Annotated in this window: 18 protein-coding genes; 17 read left to right on the top strand and 1 reads right to left on the bottom strand. The window is 64.5% G+C overall.

Going from position 1 to position 17,920, the window contains the following annotated elements; translation table 11 throughout:
* Window positions 1-36: 36 nt before the first annotated feature.
* The 14 genes from coaD to pyrH all read left to right on the top strand — a co-directional run bounded on the left by coaD (window position 37) and on the right by pyrH (window position 15,019).
* A complete protein-coding gene (gene coaD, locus BMZ97_RS04335) occupies window positions 37-537 on the top strand; it encodes a pantetheine-phosphate adenylyltransferase (protein WP_092165787.1) in 501 nt (166 codons plus the stop codon).
* A 129-nt stretch (window positions 538-666) separates the two neighbouring features.
* Window positions 667-1,998 (top strand): proline--tRNA ligase, encoded by a 1,332-nt coding sequence (gene proS, locus BMZ97_RS04330; RefSeq protein WP_092165785.1) that lies wholly within the window; start codon window positions 667-669, stop codon window positions 1,996-1,998.
* Window positions 1,999-2,047: 49 nt separating this feature from the next.
* Window positions 2,048-3,346, top strand: a complete 1,299-nt coding sequence (locus tag BMZ97_RS04325) for a lipoprotein-releasing ABC transporter permease subunit (protein ID WP_092166612.1) — start codon at window positions 2,048-2,050, stop codon at window positions 3,344-3,346.
* Between the two features lie 20 nt (window positions 3,347-3,366).
* Window positions 3,367-4,053, top strand: coding sequence for an ABC transporter ATP-binding protein (locus BMZ97_RS04320; RefSeq protein ID WP_069691677.1), 687 nt, complete (start codon window positions 3,367-3,369; stop codon window positions 4,051-4,053).
* Between the two features lie 371 nt (window positions 4,054-4,424).
* Window positions 4,425-7,898, top strand: coding sequence for a DNA polymerase III subunit alpha (dnaE, locus tag BMZ97_RS04315; protein ID WP_092165783.1), 3,474 nt, complete (start codon window positions 4,425-4,427; stop codon window positions 7,896-7,898).
* 87 nt (window positions 7,899-7,985) lie between these two features.
* A complete protein-coding gene (locus BMZ97_RS04310; RefSeq protein WP_092165782.1) occupies window positions 7,986-8,804 on the top strand; it encodes an FkbM family methyltransferase in 819 nt (272 codons plus the stop codon).
* 72 nt (window positions 8,805-8,876) lie between these two features.
* Window positions 8,877-9,605, top strand: a complete 729-nt coding sequence (pncA, locus tag BMZ97_RS04305) for a bifunctional nicotinamidase/pyrazinamidase (RefSeq protein ID WP_092165781.1) — start codon at window positions 8,877-8,879, stop codon at window positions 9,603-9,605.
* Window positions 9,606-9,614: 9 nt separating this feature from the next.
* Window positions 9,615-10,307: a helix-turn-helix transcriptional regulator gene (locus BMZ97_RS04300; protein WP_092165780.1), complete on the top strand. Its 693-nt coding sequence runs from the start codon at window positions 9,615-9,617 to the stop codon at window positions 10,305-10,307.
* A 69-nt stretch (window positions 10,308-10,376) separates the two neighbouring features.
* On the top strand, window positions 10,377-10,748 hold the full coding sequence (locus BMZ97_RS04295; RefSeq protein WP_092165779.1) for a VOC family protein: 372 nt from the start codon (window positions 10,377-10,379) through the stop codon (window positions 10,746-10,748).
* Between the two features lie 10 nt (window positions 10,749-10,758).
* The gene (locus tag BMZ97_RS04290; RefSeq protein ID WP_092165778.1) at window positions 10,759-11,199 is read left to right on the top strand and encodes an EVE domain-containing protein; all 441 of its coding nucleotides are present in this window, start codon (window positions 10,759-10,761) and stop codon (window positions 11,197-11,199) included.
* Between the two features lie 133 nt (window positions 11,200-11,332).
* A complete protein-coding gene (locus BMZ97_RS04285) occupies window positions 11,333-11,743 on the top strand; it encodes a pore-forming ESAT-6 family protein (RefSeq protein WP_092165777.1) in 411 nt (136 codons plus the stop codon).
* A 252-nt stretch (window positions 11,744-11,995) separates the two neighbouring features.
* Complete coding sequence (locus BMZ97_RS04280) at window positions 11,996-13,000, top strand: 30S ribosomal protein S2 (RefSeq protein WP_092165776.1); 1,005 nt, start codon at window positions 11,996-11,998, stop codon at window positions 12,998-13,000.
* Between the two features lie 179 nt (window positions 13,001-13,179).
* Window positions 13,180-14,103 (top strand): translation elongation factor Ts, encoded by a 924-nt coding sequence (gene tsf / locus BMZ97_RS04275; RefSeq protein ID WP_092165775.1) that lies wholly within the window; start codon window positions 13,180-13,182, stop codon window positions 14,101-14,103.
* Window positions 14,104-14,311: 208 nt separating this feature from the next.
* Window positions 14,312-15,019 carry a UMP kinase gene (gene pyrH, locus BMZ97_RS04270; RefSeq protein WP_069691669.1) on the top strand — a complete coding sequence of 236 codons (708 nt, stop codon included), beginning with the start codon at window positions 14,312-14,314 and terminating at the stop codon, window positions 15,017-15,019.
* Between the two features lie 43 nt (window positions 15,020-15,062).
* On the opposite strand, the gene BMZ97_RS31815 is transcribed toward pyrH, so the two are convergent.
* Window positions 15,063-15,710: a VOC family protein gene (locus BMZ97_RS31815; RefSeq protein WP_348272093.1), complete on the bottom strand. Its 648-nt coding sequence runs from the start codon at window positions 15,708-15,710 to the stop codon at window positions 15,063-15,065.
* Here BMZ97_RS31815 and frr point away from each other — a divergent pair.
* The 3 genes from frr to BMZ97_RS04250 all read left to right on the top strand — a co-directional run bounded on the left by frr (window position 15,667) and on the right by BMZ97_RS04250 (window position 17,907).
* On the top strand, window positions 15,667-16,230 hold the full coding sequence (gene frr / locus BMZ97_RS04260) for a ribosome recycling factor (RefSeq protein ID WP_092165774.1): 564 nt from the start codon (window positions 15,667-15,669) through the stop codon (window positions 16,228-16,230). The genes BMZ97_RS31815 and frr overlap by 44 nt on opposite strands.
* Before the next feature lie 94 nt (window positions 16,231-16,324).
* The gene (locus BMZ97_RS04255; protein ID WP_092165773.1) at window positions 16,325-17,086 is read left to right on the top strand and encodes an isoprenyl transferase; all 762 of its coding nucleotides are present in this window, start codon (window positions 16,325-16,327) and stop codon (window positions 17,084-17,086) included.
* Entirely contained in the window at window positions 17,083-17,907 is an 825-nt protein-coding gene (locus tag BMZ97_RS04250) for a phosphatidate cytidylyltransferase (protein WP_092165772.1), read from the top strand. Before BMZ97_RS04255 ends, BMZ97_RS04250 begins: the two co-directional genes overlap by 4 nt.
* Window positions 17,908-17,920: the final 13 nt, after the last annotated feature.

The following is a 17,920-nucleotide window of genomic DNA, read 5'->3' as shown; positions in this document are numbered from 1 at the left end:
CTTGTCGGCGAGGCGGGCAGGGGCTAACCCTTCCTCATGAGCCGCACAGCCTTTTATCCCGGATCCTTCGACCCGATCACCAACGGCCATGCCGACGTCATCGCTGGCGCCTGCCGGCTCTGCGACCGGCTCGTCCTGGCCATCGGCGTGCATCCCGGCAAGGCCCCGATCTTTTCGGCCGATGAACGCGCTGCATTGCTGCGCGAGGTCGCAGGGCCGATCGCTGCGGCGGAGGGCGTTGCCATCGAGGTCGTGACCTTCGACTATCTCGCCGTCCAGGCCGCCCAGGCCGCCGGCGCGACCATCATGATCCGCGGCCTGCGCGACGCCACCGACTTCGACTACGAGATGCAGCTCGCCGGCATGAACCAGACCATGGTGCCCGATTTGCAGACCGTGTTCCTCCCGGCTTCCGCCAATACGCGCTACATCACCTCGACGCTGGTCCGCCAGATCGCGTCGATGGGCGGAGATGTCTCGGCCTTCGTTCCGCCGCTGGTCAGCACCAGGCTCAAGGTCAAATTCCCGACGCGCTAACCCCGGTTCCGCGCCATTTTCGGTGGTGCGAATTGGATTTGCATTTGCATTTTGTGAACGGCGATGGTGTCTCTGGCACCACTGACTCGCATCGTTTCGGTGCGGGTCCACCGTTCCACGAGTTCCTCCATGCGCCTCTCCCGCTACTTTCTGCCCCTGCTGCGTGATACGCCCAAAGAAGCCGAGATCGTCTCGCACCGCCTGATGCTGCGCGCGGGGATGATCCGCCAGCAGTCCGCCGGCATCTATTCCTGGCTGCCGCTGGGCCTGCGGGTCCTCGACAAGATCAGCCGCATCGTCCGCGAGGAGCAGAACCGCTCGGGCGCCATCGAGATCCTGATGCCGACGATCCAGTCGGCCGATCTCTGGCGCGAGAGCGGCCGCTACGACGCCTATGGCAAGGAGATGCTGCGCATCAAGGACCGGCACGATCGCGAGATGCTCTACGGCCCGACCAACGAGGAGATGGTCACCGACATCTTCCGGTCCTACGTGAAGTCCTACAAGGACTTGCCGCTCAATCTCTACCACATCCAGTGGAAGTTCCGCGACGAGGTCCGCCCTCGTTTCGGCGTGATGCGCGGGCGCGAGTTCCTGATGAAGGACGCCTATTCCTTCGACATCGACCAGGCCAGTGCACGCCACGCCTATAACCGCATGTTCACGGCCTATCTGCGCACCTTTGCGCGGCTCGGACTGAAGGCGATCCCGATGCGCGCCGATACCGGCCCGATCGGCGGCGATCTCAGCCACGAATTCATCGTGCTGGCCTCGACCGGCGAGAGCCAGGTCTTCTGCCACAAGGACTATCTCGACTTCGAGACGCCCGCGATCGACACCGATTTCGACAGCGTGGACGGTCTCCAGAGCCTCGTCGACAAATGGACGAGCCTCTATGCCGCGACCGAGGAGATGCATGAGGCTGCGGATTTTGACGCGATCCCCGCCGACAAGCAGCTTTCGGCGCGTGGCATCGAAGTCGGTCACATCTTCTATTTCGGCACGAAGTATTCCGAGCCGATGGGTGCCACGGTGACCGGGCCGGATGGCACGCTCTCGCCGGTCCATATGGGCTCTTATGGCATCGGCCCGAGCAGGCTGGTCGCCGCCCTGATCGAAGCCAGCCATGACGAGGGCGGCATCATCTGGCCCGATGAAATCGCGCCTTTCGATGTCGCGGTGCTGAACCTCAAGGTCGGCGACGCTGCGACCGACGGCGCCTGCGAGCAGCTCTACAAGACGCTGCTCGCCAAGGGCTATGACGCGCTCTACGACGACACCGACACGCGTCCGGGTGGCAAATTCGCCACTGCTGACCTGATCGGCGTGCCCTGGCAGATCATCGTGGGCCCCAAGGGGCTGACTGAGGGCAAGGTCGAGATCAAGCGCCGCGCCGGCGGCGAGCGCGAGCTCGTCTCGCTCGAGGCTGCGCTCGACCGCTTCAAGGGCAAGGCCGCGTGAACCAGCGCAACCGGCAGGGCAGGGGTCGATGAATATGGCGACGCAGGCGATGTCGGCTGAGACGGCCGATGCGGGCGCGCAGATTCAGCCCACCGGAACCCGCCCCTTCGCTGGCTTCGAATGGCTGCTGGCCGGGCGCTATCTGCGCACGCGTCGGCGCGAGGGCTTCGTTTCGGTCATTGCCGGCTTCTCCTTCCTCGGCATCCTGCTCGGCGTCGCTACGCTGATCATCGTGATGTCGGTGATGAACGGCTTCCGCAAGGAGCTGCTTGAGAAGATCGTCGGCGTGAACGGCCACATCTTCGCGACCCCGATCGACCGCCCGCTCGACGATTATATGGCGGTGGCGGAGCGGCTTCGGAAGGTGCCGGGCATCAAGCTCGCCATCCCGCTGGTCGAGGGGCAGGCGCTGGCGTCGTCGCAATACGCCAATGGCGGCGTGCTGGTGCGCGGCATCAGCGAGGCCGACCTCAAATCGATCCCCTTCGTCGGCGGCAACATCAAGCGCGGCACGCTCGATGGCTTCGACACGGCAGGCGGCGTCGCCATCGGCAAGCGCCTGGCGGATTCCCTGTCGCTGCAACCGGGTGATTCGATCACCATCGTGACGCCGCGCGGGGCCTCCACGCCCTTTGGCACGGCGCCGCGCATCAAGGCCTATCCGGTGCAGGCCGTGTTCGAAATCGGGATGACCGAGTTCGACAGCTCCTTCGTCTTCATGCCGCTGACGGAGGCGCAGGCCTATTTCAACCGCGACGGCGACGTGAACGTCATCGAGATCTTCGTCGACAATCCCGACAAGACCCAGGCCGTGCGCGACGCTATCGAGGCCGATGCGCCGCGACCGCTCGTGCTGTCCGACTGGCGCCAGCGCAACCGGACCTTCTTCAGCGCGCTCGAAGTCGAGCGCAACGTCATGTTCATCATCCTGGCCCTGATCGTGCTCGTCGCGGCGCTCAACATCGTGTCGGGCCTGATCATGCTGGTGAAGGACAAGACATCGGACATCGCGATCATGCGGACGATGGGGGCGACGCGCGGCACGGTCCTGCGCGTCTTCCTGATTACGGGCGCGGCGATCGGTGTCTTCGGGACGCTGGCGGGCCTCGGGCTCGGGATCGTTTTCGCCAGGAACATCAAGTCGATCACCGCGGCGCTGAACTGGCTCACCGGCGCCAATCTCTGGGATCCGACCGTGCGTTTCCTCAGCGACATTCCCTCCGTCATTGATTGGAGCGAGGTCACGAGCGTGGTGGTGATGGCGCTTGTCCTGTCGCTGCTGGCGACGCTCTATCCGGCCTGGAAGGCGGCGCGTCTCGACCCCGTCCAAGCGCTCAGGATGGGTTGAAGGCAGGAACTGGCCGCATCATGCAACGCGAAACACCTGCACTCTTCCTCTCCCAGGTCGAGCGCTTCTACCCCCAGACCGATGCTCCGCTCGAAATCCTGCGCAAGGCGGATTTCGCGCTGTGGCCGGGTGAGCTCGTCGCGCTCGTCGCGCCAAGCGGCACGGGCAAGTCGACCTTGCTCCATGTCGCCGGCCTGCTCGAAAAGCCGGATGCCGGCGAGGTTTTCGTCGGCGGCATGGCGACCGCCAAGCTCGACGACAAGGGCCGCACCCGGCTGCGGCGCACCGAGATCGGCTTCGTCTACCAGTTCCACCATCTGCTGCCGGAATTCAGCGCGCTGGAGAACGTCGTCCTGCCGCAGCGCATCCGTGGCCTGCCAAAGCAACTGGCGGAGGAGCGGGCCGCCGAACTCCTGACCTTCCTCGGCTTGGGCGCGCGCCTCGACCATCTGCCGGGCGAACTCTCCGGCGGCGAGCAGCAGCGCGTCGCGATCGGCCGCGCCATGGCCAATACGCCGCGCCTGCTGCTGGCCGACGAGCCCACCGGCAATCTCGATCCGCACACCTCGCTGCATGTCTTCTCGACGCTCGTGGCCCTGGCACGTGCCTCGGGGCTGGCGGCGCTGATCGCGACCCATAATCTCGACCTTGCTCGCCGCATGGATCGCCAGGTGACGATCCGCGACGGGCTGGTGGTGCCGCTCTGACGGCAAGTCAGCGTCATTTAATATTCTGTTAACTGCCATTCATATGTGCAGAGCGGAGCTGACCTATAGGCATTGACGAGAACAAAACATGAATTAAATTGGACGTATAGAGAACATTGGAGATGGACATGATCGCTGCGCGCAAACTGGTCGTCGGGCTGGCTGAAATCCTGTCGCTTGGCCTGTTCCTCGGCATGATCTGGATCTGGGCGGCGTTGATGGCGGGGCCGCGCGTCTGACCTATCCACAGCGCGGCATGGCTATCCACAGCGCGGCATGCCACCGCCTCGACGCCTGCCACGCAACCGCTTCATATGACGCTGGCGCGACACCGCGAGTCGCGCCCTGAGCAGGCGGCAGGCGAGGGTGGAATGAGTCGAGAATCCGACGAGGCACGCATTCTGTCGGAGGTCGGCTTCGTCCATCTTCATGTCCATTCAAGCTATTCGCTGCTCGAAGGTGCGATGACCATCTCGACCATCGCCAAGATGGCTGCCGGGGACGGGCAGCCGGCGCTGGCGCTGACCGACACCAACAACCTGTTCGGCGCGCTCGAATTTTCGGAGAAGCTGGCGGGCTCCGGCTTGCAACCGATCGTGGGCGTGCAGCTCTCGGTTGATTTCGCCGACGAAGCCGAGGGCGGCCGCAAGCCCGTACAGCAGGACACACCGCACATCGTCCTGCTCGCCATGACGGAAGCTGGTTATGGCAACCTGATGAAGCTCGTCTCCGAGGCCTGCCTGGCGGCCGGCGGCTCGGGGCAGCCGATCTCGTCGCTGGAGCGCCTGGCGGCGCATCATGAAGGGCTGATCGCCTTGACGGGCGGGTATGGCGGTCCGCTCGACATGGCGCTGCGGGCTGGGCAGGCGCCGCAGGCAAAAAACCGGCTCGACCAACTCGCCGCCATTTTCGGCGACCGGCTCTATGTCGAGATCCAGCGCCATGAGCGCGAGGGGCAGGCCGTGGTCGAGGCGCATCTGCTGCGGCTTGCCTATGATGCCGACCTACCGATCGTCGCCACCAACGAGCCCTTCTTCGCAAAGCCTGGCGACTTCGATGCCCATGACGCGCTGCTGGCGGTCGCCGCAGGGCGTCTGGTTTCCGATGGCGAGCGCCGCCGCGTCACGCCGCTGCATCAGTTTGCCAGCCGCGCCGAGATGAAGCGGCGCTTTGCCGATCTGCCGGAGGCCTTGAGCGCGACCGTCGAGATCGCGATGCGCTGCTCCTGGCGCGTCGGCCTGCGCAAGCCGATCCTGCCGCGCTTCGGTGCGGAAGGGAGTGACGAGGCGGAGGAGCTGGAAGTACAGGCGCGCGCAGGCCTTGCCGCGCGGCTTGCCAAGCACGGCCCGGCTTCTGGCTATACGGTCGAGCACTATGAGAAGCGGCTCGATTTCGAGCTCTCCATCATCACCCGGATGAAGTTCCCGGGCTACTTTCTGATCGTTGCCGACTTTATCAAATGGGCCAAAGACCATGGCATTCCGGTCGGGCCCGGTCGTGGTTCGGGCGCTGGTTCGCTCGTCGCCTATGCGCTGACCATCACCGACGTCGATCCGTTGCGCTTCGGCCTGCTGTTCGAGCGCTTCCTCAACCCCGACCGCGTTTCGATGCCGGATTTCGACATCGACTTCTGCCAGAATCGGCGAGAAGAGGTGATCGACTACGTCAAACGCCATTATGGCGAGGAGCGCGTCGCCCAGATCATCACCTTCGGTACGCTGCTGGCGCGCGGCGTGCTGCGCGACGTCGGCCGTGTTCTGGAAATGCCCTACGGCCAGGTCGACAAGCTGACCAAGCTCGTGCCGCAGAATCCGGCGAAGCCGATTTCGCTGGTCGATGCGATTGCAGGCGAGCCCAAGCTGCAGGAAGCGGCTGCGGAGGAGCCGATCGTCGCGCGCCTGCTCGAGATCGGCCAGAAGCTCGAAGGCCTGCACCGCCACGCCTCGACCCATGCGGCAGGCGTCGTCATCGGCGACCGCCCGCTCGAACAGCTCGTCGCGCTCTCGGTCGATCCGCGCACCGGCATGCGCGTCACCCAGTTCAACATGAAATGGGTCGAGCAGGCCGGGCTGGTGAAGTTCGACTTCCTCGGCCTCAAGACGCTGACCACCCTGGAGACGGCGGTGAAGCTCATCGCCCAGCGTGGCATCGCGGTCGACCTCGCGAGCCTGCCTTTCGACGATCCCAAGAGCTACGAGATGCTGGCGCGCGGCGAGGTGGTCGGCGTGTTCCAGGTGGAAAGCGCCGGCATGCGTCGTGCGCTCGTCGACATGAAAGCCGACCGGATCGAGGATCTGATCGCGCTGGTCGCGCTCTACCGGCCGGGCCCGATGGATAACATCCCGAGCTATTGCCGCCGCAAGCTCGGTCAGGAAAGCCCGACCTATCTGCACCCCAAGATGGAGCCGATCCTCGCCGAAACGCACGGCATCATCGTCTACCAGGAGCAGGTCATGCAGGTGGCCCAGGCGCTCTCGGGCTATTCGCTCGGCGAGGCAGACCTGCTGCGCCGCGCCATGGGCAAGAAGATCAAGGCCGAGATGGACGCCCAGCGCGACCGTTTCGTGCGCGGCGCCGTCGAAGGCGGCATGACCAAGGATATCGCTTCCGAGATCTTCGACCTTCTGGCGAAATTCGCCGATTACGGCTTCAACAAGAGCCATGCGGCCGCTTATGCCGTGGTGGCCTTCCAGACCGCCTATCTCAAGGCGAATTATCCGGTCGAATTCCTCGCAGCCTCGATGACGCTCGATATGGGCAACACCGACAAGCTCAACGAATTCCGCCGCGACGCCGAGCGCCTTGGGATCAAGGTTCTGCCGCCCGCGATCAACCGCTCCGGCGTCGAGTTCGACGTCGCCGATGGCGCGATCCATTATGCGCTCGGCGCGATCAAGGGTGTCGGGCGGCTTGCGGTCGAATCCGTCGTCGTCGCGCGCCGCGCCGGCGGCGATTTCAAGGATCTCGCCGACTTTGCCCGGCGGATCGACACCAAACTGGTCAATCGCCGCACCATCGAGGCGCTGATTGCGGCAGGCGCGCTGGATGCGCTGGAGCCGGAGCGCGCCCGGGCCATGGCGGCGATCGACGGCATGCTGGCGCTCTCCAACCGCACGCGTGACGAGGCGGCGGCGGGGCAATCCGATTTCTTCGGCGGCGGCATGGTCCAGGAGGCTTTCCGCATCCCGCCCGTCGAGCCCTGGTCGCCGGCCGAACGGCTCAGGCGCGAGCATGACGCGGTCGGCTTCTTCCTCTCCGGCCACCCGCTCGACGATTACGAGCACGTGCTCAAGCGCCTGCGCGTGCAGCGCTATGCCGATTTCGCCCAGACCGTGCGCACCAACGGCACTTCGGTCGCCAAGGTCGCCGTTTCCGTCATCGACAAATCGGAGCGGCGGACGAAATCCGGCTCGAAGATGGGCATCGTCAATCTCTCCGATCCGAGCGGCCAGTTCGAAGCGATCCTGTTCTCGGAAGGGCTGCAGCGCTACCGGGATCTGTTGGAGCCGGGCAGGGCGCTGGTCCTGCGCCTGTCTGCCGTGCTCGACGGCGAGGAGGTTCGGCCGCGCATCGAGGATGTCGAGGTGTTGGACGATCTTGCCGCGCGTCAGAAGCAGGATCTGCTGGTCTATCTGCGTGACGACAAGGCGCTGGCCTCGATCGCCGAGCGTGTCCGGCCGCGCAGCGACGGCATCAGGGCCGAGGGCAAGATCGCGCTGATCATGATCCTGAACGATGGCGCACAAGAGGTCGAGATCGAGTTGCCGGGGCGCTATCCGGTCAACCAGCAGATCGCCAATGCGGTGCGCGCCGCGCCTGGCGTGGTCAGCGTCGAATTGCGCTGAAGAGGCGCGAAAACCGCTTGAGGTCGCGCGGGTTTTCGCCTGCTCGACCGGCCGGCGTCATACCGGCCTTGTGCTGACACGAGAGCAATGCTTTCAAATGCGGCGGGAAAGCGTTTTCATCCGTGTGCGACGGCGTTTCTCACCAGAGGACGGGAGCGCACCCGGAGTCCTTGGGGGCCTGTCGTGAAGCATTATATCGCGCGCATTCCGATGAGCCTTGCGGTGCCCGAGGCGATGCACTGGGCCATCAAGGACGTGCTGGAGGGCGAGTACGAGGCGGGCTATGATGGTGTCGGCCTCGATATCCTCGATATCGGCGCGAACGTCGGTTCTTTTGCGCTCTGGGCGACGGCGCGTTGGCCGGGCAGCGTGGTGACCTCCTACGAACCGCATCCCGGCACCTTCGAGTTCCTGAAACGCAATACGCATCAGCGCCGCGATATCGTCATCGTCAACGCGGCTCTGTTTCCGGGCGGACAGAAGACGGCGAGCTTCCTGAGCCGCTTTGCCGGGGACGGCGAATCCGGGTTGGCATCTTATGCCGGCGACACCTTCGTGGCGGGCGCCATGGTCGAGCGCTACGAGGTCGCCGTCGTGGATCCTGCCAGCCTGCCATCACCGGACATCGTGAAAATCGATATCGAGGGCGGCGAGGGCGATGTGCTGGATCATATCGACTTGTCAAAGGCTTCGCTGGTGTTGCTTGAATACCAGAATCGCAAGAACCGCATCCGGCTGGAAGCCCGCCTGAGAGCGGATTTCGACCTGATCGACACCCATGAGCACTCCTGGGATCCCCTGCTCGAACAGCGCTGCTACCGGCCCGATCTGGCGGGCGACGTTTATGGGCGCAAGTTTGCTGTGCGTAAGGGCGTGACACGCATGAGGCGCACGGCCAAGGGATGAGCGAGGGGGCGCCGCGCCGCTGCAGGCGCGCTGGCCTGACTGTGGGATTGGACAAGGATGGGGAACGTTTCCATGCTGAATTCTATCGCCGTCGATCGTCGCAGCCTGATCGCCGGCGCGACGGTGCTGGGCGTCGCCATTGCGGCCGGGCCGCTGCAAGCACAGGAGAAGCCGATGATCGACGCCCGCACCGCGCTCATCGTGGTCGATGTGCAAAACGACTTCTGCCCCGGCGGCAATCTCGCCGTGACCAAGGGCGATGAGGTCGTTGCGGTGATCAATGCGTTGGGCAAGCGTTTCGAGACCATCATCCTGACGCAGGACTGGCACCCCGCCGGCCATTCCTCCTTCGCCTCGAGCCATCCCGGCAAGAAGCCGTTCGAACTGATCCAGATGCCCTATGGCCCGCAGGTGCTGTGGCCGGACCATTGCATTCAGGGCAGCAAGGGCGCCGAATTCCGGGCCGATCTCGATCTGCCCCGGGCCCAGACCATCGTCCGGAAAGGCTACCGACCGGAGATCGACAGCTATTCGGGCTTCGTCGAGGCCGACCGCAAAACGCCGACGGGCCTGGGCGGCTACCTCAAGGAGCGCGGCGTCACGCGCGCTGTCGTCGTCGGCCTCGCCACGGATTTCTGCGTAAACTGGACGGCTCAGGACGCAGCCAAAGCAGGGCTGGAGACGCGGGTCGTCGAAGAGGCCTGCCGCGCGATCGATCTCAACGGCTCGCTGGCCAAAGCCTGGGCGGATATGGCGGCGTTGGGGATCAAGCGGATCAAGGCGGCGGATTTGCCGGGCTGAAAGCTTCAGATGTCGCGCTCGCAGCGCCTGCTCGATCTGGTTCAGGTGCTGCGCCGGCACCGCCGGCCGGTCAGCGGCCGTAGGCTCGCCGAGGAAACCGGCATCAGCATCCGCACGCTCTATCGCGATATCGCGACCTTGCAGGGGCAGGGCGCGCCGATCGAGGGTGAGCCCGGCCTCGGCTATGTGCTGCATCCGGGCTTCATGCTGCCGCCGCTGATGTTCACGGACGACGAGATCGAGGCGTTGGTGTTGGGTTCGCGCTGGGTTGCGGACCGGGCCGATGAGCGCCTGGGCGCGGCGGCGCGCGACGCCATGGCCAAGATCGCGGCGGTTCTGCCGGCTGACCTGCGTGAGCGCGCCGAGGCTTCGGCGCTGCTCGTCGGGCCCGGCGCGGCGATCAGCGAAGGCCGCATCGATCTCGGCCTCATCCGCAAGGCCATTCGCTCCGAGCGCAAGCTTGCCATCCTCTATCGCAATGGCAAGGAGGCGCGCTCGGAGCGCGTGATCTGGCCTTTCGCGCTGAGCTTCTTCGATCATGTCCGGATCGTCGTCGCCTGGTGCGAATTGCGACAGGGGTTCCGGCATTTCCGCGCCGACCGCATTACCGAATTGACCGCGCTGGAGATGCGCTATCCACGCCGCAGGCTGGCGCTCCTCAAGGAATGGCGCGAGAGCGAGGGCATCCCGTCGCCGGAATAACCGACACTGCCGGAAACTGGCAGCATCGACATCTAATGTGACGAGGCCTTCCAAGAACAGGAGCCTCCGATGCTGGATGCCAATTTCATCATTCTCTATGTCGACAGCCCGCTTGCGAGCGCCCGCTTCTACGCCGACCTGCTCGGCCGCGAGCCGCTCGATTCGTCTGCGACCTTCGCGATGTTCGCCTTGCCGTCCGGCATCATGCTGGGACTGTGGTCGCGCCACACTGTCGAACCTGCGGCTGGGGCGGCCGGCGGCGGCGCGGAAATCGCCATGACGGTCACTGACGCCGCTGCTGTGGATGCCGCCCACGCCGATTGGGCAGCGCGTGGGCTTGCCATCCTGCAGGCGCCGACGGATCTCGATTTTGGCCGCACTTTCGTGGCGCTCGATCCCGATGGCCACCGGTTGCGGGTCTTCTCGCCCGGACAGGCGTGAGGAGGTTTCGATGAACGGGCACTGGATTGCGGTGGCTGCCGCCGAGCATGTCAGGCGCGGCCTGTCGGGCGGATTCATGCAGGTTTGCCACGGCAAGGGCGCACCATTGCAGCGCATCAAACCGGGTGACCATGTCATCTATTATTCGCCGACCGCCACGTTCGGCGGCTTGGACCGGCTGCAGGCGTTCACCGCGATTGGGAGGGTGCGGGACAAGGAGCCGTACCGGGCCGATATGGGCAATGGCTTCCAACCTTTCCGGCGCGATGTCGATTGGCTGGAGGCGCAGGAGGCGCCGATCAGGACGCTGCTTGAGCAATTGCATCTGACCGCAGGCCAGCGAAATTGGGGTTATCAGCTTCGTTTTGGGCTCCTGCGTGCCGAGGCGCATGATTTCGAGATCATCGCCTCGGCGATGTCGGCTCATGCGGTAAGCGCAGTTTCGCTGTAGTGCCGTTTCCTCGCAGAGCTCTCAGTATTGCTGGCTAAGCATCGTTCTATTGCATCACGAGACGCGCGAGGCTAATCAAGCGGCGGGTGGGGGAGGTAAAGCATGAAGATCATGCTGAGAATTATAACCAAGGATGGCCGAGATGACCTCTCCTAAGAATTTTATTTATATCGTTGCCGCGAGTGCTTTTCTGACCTCGAGCGCATCGGCGCTGGCCCAGACTCCTACCCAGGTCGACCAGCTCAAGCTTGCCTATCAGGCCGGGCGAAACCAGCTCGGCATTCTGAGCTATTGCAACGACAAGGGCTTAGTCGGCACCGACGTCATCGACATCCAGAAGAAGTTGCTCGGCATGGTGCCGGTTCCCGCCGACAAGAGCGGCGGCGACTCGGCCGAAGCCCAGGGCCGCACCGGCACCATCGCGGCGATGGGCATCCAACAGAATATCGAGACGATCGCCAAGGCACAGAACGCCACGGCTGAAACCTACTGCAAGCAGATCGGCGCCGTGGTCACGCAGATGGGCGCGGCCCTGCCGAAATAAGGCTTGATCGCCTCGCGTCGAACGCGACGACCCCGGCCCTGCGCAACGAGTTTGCGTCGCGGGTCGGGGCATTCCCGCGGTTTGTGATCCCATCAGCCGGCGAACACCTTGCATTCCCGCGTCATCCCCTGTATGGCGCAGCCCATCCCACATGGGGAGCATCGCTTCATACTCGAAGCGTTCCGGTGACTTGGCAGCTTATGCCTTGTTCATTCGCACCCCAGAGGCTCAACCGGAAGGACGTTTGATACCATGGCTCTGCCAGATTTCTCTATGCGCCAGTTGCTCGAGGCCGGCGCGCATTTCGGCCACCAGTCGCATCGCTGGAACCCGAAGATGTCGCCCTACATCTTCGGCACGCGCAACAACATTCACATCCTCGATCTCTCGCAGTCGGTGCCGATGCTGTCGCGCGCCCTGCAGGCGGTCTCGGACACCGTCGCCCGCGGCGGCCGCGTCCTCTTCGTCGGCACCAAGCGCCAGGCGCAGGATTCGATCGCTGACGCTGCCAAGCGCTCGGCTCAGTACTATGTCAATTCGCGTTGGCTCGGCGGCATGCTGACCAACTGGAAGACCATCTCGGCTTCGATCCAGCGCCTGCGCAAGGTCGATGAGCTCCTCAATGGCGGCGGCACCGGCCTGACCAAGAAAGAGCGCCTGATGCTGGCGCGCGAGCGCGACAAGCTCGAGCGCGCGCTCGGCGGCATCAAGGACATGGGCGGCACGCCCGACATGATCTTCGTGATCGACACCAACAAGGAAGCGCTCGCGATCAAGGAGGCCCAGCGCCTCGGCATTCCGGTCGCCGCCATCATCGACTCGAACAGCGATCCGGACGGCATCACCTTCCCGGTTCCGGCCAATGACGACGCCGGCCGCGCCATCGCGCTCTATTGCGATCTGGTTGCGCGCTCGGCCATCGACGGCATCTCGCGCGCTTCGGGCGACCATGGCATCGATCTCGGCGCTGCCGAGGCTCCGATCGTCGAGGACGTCGTCGCCGAGCCCGCCAACGACGCCGGCCCGACCTTCGAGCTGCTGACCGCGCCGCGCGGCGCGCCGGACGACCTTATGAAGCTTTCCGGCATGGGCCCCGAGCTCGTCCAGAAGCTCAATGATGGTGGTCTGTTCCATTTCTGGCAGTTCGCTGCGATGTCGCCTGCCGATGTGACCAAGGTCGATCACGACCTGAAGCTCGCCGGTCGCATCGAGCGTGACGGCTGGGTCGCCCAGGCGCGCGATCTCGCCGACGCGTGATCTTAATTCCGCGACGCGTCATCGGCGCGTCGCGAAAGCGCATTCTTCAATGATGCGAGACGAGCGCCGGCGGCCGGAAACGGAGCGTCGGCGTTCTTCCTTCAAGTGATGTTTCGAGACGAATTGCGCCGCTGCCCCCGGTGAGGGCGCAGTCCGCACGACAATTAAGGACAAGGCAAATGGCAGCGATCACCGCCGGCATGGTGAAGGAACTCCGCGACAAGACCGGTGCGGGCATGATGGACTGTAAGACCGCGCTCAGCGCCGTCGACGGCAACATCGAGGCCGCGATCGACTGGCTGCGCACCAAGGGTCTGGCCAAGGCCGCCAAGAAGGCTGGTCGCGTCGCTGCCGAAGGTCTCGTCGCTGTTGCGATCGTCGGCCATAGCGGCGTTGTCATCGAGCTGAACTCGGAGACTGATTTCGTCGCGCGCAACCTCGAATTCCAGGCGCTCGCTCATGGCATTGCCAATGTCGCGCTTGAGCGCGGCGGCGACGTCGATGCGGTGCTCGCCCATCACTATCCCGGCGGTGGCACGGTTTCCGAGGCGGTCGCCAATGCCATCGCCACCATTGGCGAGAACATGACGCTGCGCCGTGTCGCGTCGCTGAAGGTCTCGGCCGGCCTGATCGGCTCTTATGTCCATGGCGCGGTCGCCGACGGCCTCGGCAAGATCGGCGTCATCGTCGCGCTGGAATCGACCGGCAACGCCGAGGAGCTCGCAGTGCTCGGCCGTCAGCTCGCCATGCATGTCGCGGCGACCAACCCGGTCGCGCTCGATCTTGCTTCGGTCGATCCCGAGGTGCTGGCTCGCGAGAAGGCGATCCTGGCTGAGAAGAACGCCGGCAAGCCCGCCAATGTGCTCGAGAAGATCACCGAGAGCGGCCTGAAGAGCTACGCCAAGGAATATTGCCTGCTCGAGCAGGCCTATATCCATGATGGCTCGAAGTCGGTCGGCCAGGTGCTCAAGGAGATCGAAGGCAAGGTCGGCGCTCCGGTGAAGCTCACCGGCTTCGCGCGCTTTGCGCTTGGCGAAGGCATCGAGAAGGAAGAGCAGGATTTCGCGGCGGAAGTCGCAGCAGCCGGCGGCACGACGGGCTGAAATGCCAGTTGACGATTGAGAAAAAGGCCGCGCCCAGCGCGGCCTTTTTTGTAAGAAGATGGCTGCGGATACGAATCGAGTTCGCGTTAGCGCATCGGCCCGAAAAGTGGGCACCGGTTTTCGGGACGAGCCGATGCAAGATTAAAGCCCTACAGCATCAGACCGAATAGGATATTCGGTCTGATGCTGTAGCCAGGGAGACGAATCCGTGAGACCTAAACGCGTCCTTGTGAAGCTCTCCGGCGAAGCCCTTGCGGGACAAGCGGGATCTGGCCTCGACGGCCACACGCTGACGGCGTTGGCGGCTGACATTGCGCATGCCGCGCGCGAAGGCGTAGAGATCGCCATCGTGGTCGGCGGCGGCAATTTCTTTCGTGGCCTGCAGGGCCTGAACAAGGGCCTCGATCGGCCGAGCGCCGATTCCATCGGCATGCTCGGCACGGTGATGAACGCGCTTGCCCTAGAACATGCGATCGAGACCGCCGGCGCCCCGGCGCGCGCGATGTCGGCCGTGCCGATGCCCTCGCTCTGTGAGAGTTATGCGCGCCGACGTGCTCTCGACCATCTCAGCAATGGCAAGGTGGTGATTCTGGGCGGTGGCACCGGCAATCCCTATTTCACCACCGATACGGGCGCCGCGCTGCGCGCCGCCGAGCTCGATTGCAGCCACCTGCTCAAGGCGACGCAGGTCGACGGTGTCTACACTGCCGATCCCAAGATCGACCCGAAGGCGACGCGCTACGACACGCTCACCCACGCCGAAGCGATCAAGCGTGACCTCAAGGTGATGGACACCGCAGCCTTTGCCCTGGCGCGCGATGCCGGCCTCACCATTGTCGTGTTCTCGATCGCCGAGACCGGCGCTCTTGCGGCCGTGCTGCGCGGCGAGGGCAGGGCGACATATGTGACGCCCTGAAGCCGGGCAGGCTCGAGCCGGGCCACTGTTCAGGTTTGCGGGGTCAGTAAGTGGTCCAGACGCCCGGACTCATCAATTCGAGCAAGTGCCCATCCGGATCGCGCAGATAGAGGCTCTCCCCGCCGCGTTCCCAGGTCATGCGACCCTCGATGGTGACGCCATGCTGGTTCAACCTGGTCTCCCAGGCAGGCAATTCTTCAGCATCGACGGCGAAGCAGATATGCAGCGGTCCCGATCCGTCATGCGGTGGGATGATTCCGTTGGGTGATGTCTGGCTGCTAAGTGATTCTCCACGGTGGAACAGCAGCAACACGCTCGACCCGCCTATATCGTAAGCGTACAATGTCTTGGTGCGTAGCATCGCTTTGACTTCAAGAACGTTCTCGTAGAACGCCGCGGCGCGCTCGAGATCATCAACATAAAGTGCGGTCTCGATAATGCGATTCAGGCGTGGCATGGCCGACTCCGGTGTCTGGACTCGTTTCGGGGGGCTCGCCATGGCGGAACCGAATGAACGGGTGGTCAACCCCGACGCGTCCAGGTGTCCCGTTCTGGAACTGCGGCGGCGCATGAAATCCTTGACCCTGCGCGGACCCGCCGCCATGGTCGCGCCCGGTTTCGTATAAGCTCTCAAGGTCTTGAAGATAATGGCCCAGACGACATTCGATCTCGCGGACGTGAAGCGCCGCATGCAGAGTTCGCTCCAGTCCTTCAAGGGCGATCTCGCCTCGCTGCGCAGCGGTCGCGCCTCCGCCAACATGCTCGACCCGATTCAGGTCGAGGCCTATGGCGCCCGCACGCCGCTCAGCCAGCTTGCGACCGTCAGTGTGCCGGAAGCACGCTTGCTCAGCGTTCAGGTCTGGGACCGCAGCATGACCGCGGCCGTTGAAAAGGCGATCCGCGAATCCGATCTCGGCCTGAACCCGCAGACGGAAGGCCAGGTGCTACGCATCCGTATTCCGGAGCTGAACGAGCAGCGCCGCAAGGAGATGGTCAAGGTCGCCCATAAATATGCCGAGGATGCCAAGATCGCGGTGCGCCATGTCCGCCGTGACGGCATCGACCTGATCAAGAAGCTGGAAAAGGACGGTCACCTCACCAAGGATGACGTGGTCCGGCAGTCCGATCAGGTCCAGAAGGTCACCGACCAGCACATAGCCGAGATCGACCAGGCGCTGGCGGCGAAGGAAAAAGAGATTCTGCACGTCTGAGGCACGGGTTTCCGAGACGAGGACTAAGATCAAGCCTGCGCGGGAATGCCCCGCGCGACGCTCATCACGGCGCTAGGCCGAACGAGGCATAGGAATGTCAGCAGGCCAGCGTCAGGGGCAGCAGCCCGCAGGCCCCAGCCATGTCGCCATCATCATGGATGGCAATGGGCGTTGGGCGCAGATGCGCGGCCTGCCGCGTCAGGAAGGTCATCGGCGCGGGCTTGAGGCCCTGCGCCGCACGGTCAAGAACGCGGGCGAGCTCGGCATCGCGGTGCTGACGCTCTACAGCTTCTCGACCGAGAACTGGCGCCGGCCCCAGGCCGAGGTCTCCTTCCTGATGGGCCTGCTGAAGCGTTTCGTCGAAAAGGATCTCGCCGAGCTCGACGCCTCCGGGGTGAAGGTCCGCATCATTGGCGGCCGCGAGGATCTCGCTCCGGATCTGCGTCGTCTGGTCGAGCATGCCGAAGCCATGACCTGCAACAATACCGGCATGACGCTCGCCATCGCCTTCAACTATGGCTCGCGCGACGAGATCGTCCGCACGGCACGCGCGCTGGCCGCCGAGGTTGCTGCCGGCCGCATTGCGGCGAGCGCGATCGACGAGGCTCTGTTCTCGAGCCGCCTGGACACGAGGGATCTGCCCGACCCGGAACTGGTGATCCGCACCTCCGGCGAGACGCGCATCTCGAATTTCCTGCTCTGGCAGGCAGCCTATGCCGAATTCGTCTTCTCGCCGGTGCTCTGGCCGGACTTCGACCGCGCCGCTCTGGAAGACGCGCTCGCGGAGTATCGTCGTCGCGAGCGCCGCTTCGGCGGAGTGTCCGAGCCCGCAGACCGCAATGTGGGGGCAGCGTGAATGAGCCGCGCTCCGACGCCGCGCCGGTCGCCTCCAGCGAACTGAAGCTGCGGGTTGCGTCGGCCCTTGTCCTGGCGGCGGGCATTCTTGCTGCGACGCTTTGGGGCGGCTGGCCGTTCCGGTTGGTCTGGACGCTCGTGGCGGGCCTTGTCGCTTATGAGTGGCTCTCGATCGTCAGTCGCCAGAACGCGGTCGCGACAGGTATCGGAGTCGTGCTTGCGGGATTGCTGCTCGGGTTTTCGCCGGCAAGCCCGCCGGCGCTGGCCGGCGTCGCGGCTGCGTTGGCCCTGTGTGGCGCAGTGCTGACGCCCTTGACCCAGAATCGCCTGGCGCTCGAAATCTGCGGTGTCGCCTATGCGCTGGCCTTCGCGCTCATCACGCCGGCCTTGCGCGCAGTTCCCGATCTTGGCCTGGCTCTGATCATCTGGAGCTTCGCTGCGGTCTGGTTCACCGACATCGCGGCCTATTTCACGGGCCGCACGCTGGGCGGCCCCAAATTGATGCCGCGCTTCAGCCCGAAGAAAACCTGGTCCGGCGCGATTGGCGGCACGATGGCAGGCACGCTCGGAGGCTACGCGGTCTGGGCACTGACGCCTCAGGCGGCGATGGTCGTCGGGCCAGGCCTCGCGATTGCCGCGTCGTTCGCGGCCTCCGTCCTCAGCCAGGCTGGCGATCTTTTCGAATCCGCCATCAAGCGGCGCTTCGGAGCGAAGGATTCGAGCCGATTGATCCCCGGCCATGGCGGTTTCCTGGATCGTCTGGACGGCTATTGGGCCGTGCTGATCTTCGCTGGCCTGCTGCTCTTCCTGACGCGTCTTTGACGTAGAGAACCCG

This window comes from Allobosea sp. OK403, from assembly GCF_900113835.1.
Lineage (GTDB): Bacteria > Pseudomonadota > Alphaproteobacteria > Rhizobiales > Beijerinckiaceae > Allobosea.
The sequence above is the reverse complement of the archived record's forward strand: the minus strand, read 5'-3'. Positions and strand labels throughout refer to the sequence as shown.

Excerpts from the sequence above, each read along its gene's own strand:
- coaD (WP_092165787.1), top strand. The coding sequence starts at position 37 with ATGAGCCGCACAGCCTTTTATCCCGGATCCTTCGACCCGATCACCAAC.
- proS (WP_092165785.1), top strand. The coding sequence starts at position 667 with ATGCGCCTCTCCCGCTACTTTCTGCCCCTGCTGCGTGATACGCCCAAA.
- BMZ97_RS04325 (WP_092166612.1), top strand. The coding sequence starts at position 2,048 with ATGTCGGCTGAGACGGCCGATGCGGGCGCGCAGATTCAGCCCACCGGA.
- BMZ97_RS04320 (WP_069691677.1), top strand. The coding sequence starts at position 3,367 with ATGCAACGCGAAACACCTGCACTCTTCCTCTCCCAGGTCGAGCGCTTC.
- dnaE (WP_092165783.1), top strand. The coding sequence starts at position 4,425 with ATGAGTCGAGAATCCGACGAGGCACGCATTCTGTCGGAGGTCGGCTTC.
- BMZ97_RS04310 (WP_092165782.1), top strand. The coding sequence starts at position 7,986 with ATGCTTTCAAATGCGGCGGGAAAGCGTTTTCATCCGTGTGCGACGGCG.
- pncA (WP_092165781.1), top strand. The coding sequence starts at position 8,877 with ATGCTGAATTCTATCGCCGTCGATCGTCGCAGCCTGATCGCCGGCGCG.
- BMZ97_RS04300 (WP_092165780.1), top strand. The coding sequence starts at position 9,615 with ATGTCGCGCTCGCAGCGCCTGCTCGATCTGGTTCAGGTGCTGCGCCGG.
- BMZ97_RS04295 (WP_092165779.1), top strand. The coding sequence starts at position 10,377 with ATGCTGGATGCCAATTTCATCATTCTCTATGTCGACAGCCCGCTTGCG.
- BMZ97_RS04290 (WP_092165778.1), top strand. The coding sequence starts at position 10,759 with ATGAACGGGCACTGGATTGCGGTGGCTGCCGCCGAGCATGTCAGGCGC.
- BMZ97_RS04285 (WP_092165777.1), top strand. The coding sequence starts at position 11,333 with ATGGCCGAGATGACCTCTCCTAAGAATTTTATTTATATCGTTGCCGCG.
- BMZ97_RS04280 (WP_092165776.1), top strand. The coding sequence starts at position 11,996 with ATGGCTCTGCCAGATTTCTCTATGCGCCAGTTGCTCGAGGCCGGCGCG.
- tsf (WP_092165775.1), top strand. The coding sequence starts at position 13,180 with ATGGCAGCGATCACCGCCGGCATGGTGAAGGAACTCCGCGACAAGACC.
- frr (WP_092165774.1), top strand. The coding sequence starts at position 15,667 with ATGGCCCAGACGACATTCGATCTCGCGGACGTGAAGCGCCGCATGCAG.
- BMZ97_RS31815 (WP_348272093.1), bottom strand. The coding sequence starts at position 15,710 with ATGCGGCGCTTCACGTCCGCGAGATCGAATGTCGTCTGGGCCATTATC.
- BMZ97_RS04255 (WP_092165773.1), top strand. The coding sequence starts at position 16,325 with ATGTCAGCAGGCCAGCGTCAGGGGCAGCAGCCCGCAGGCCCCAGCCAT.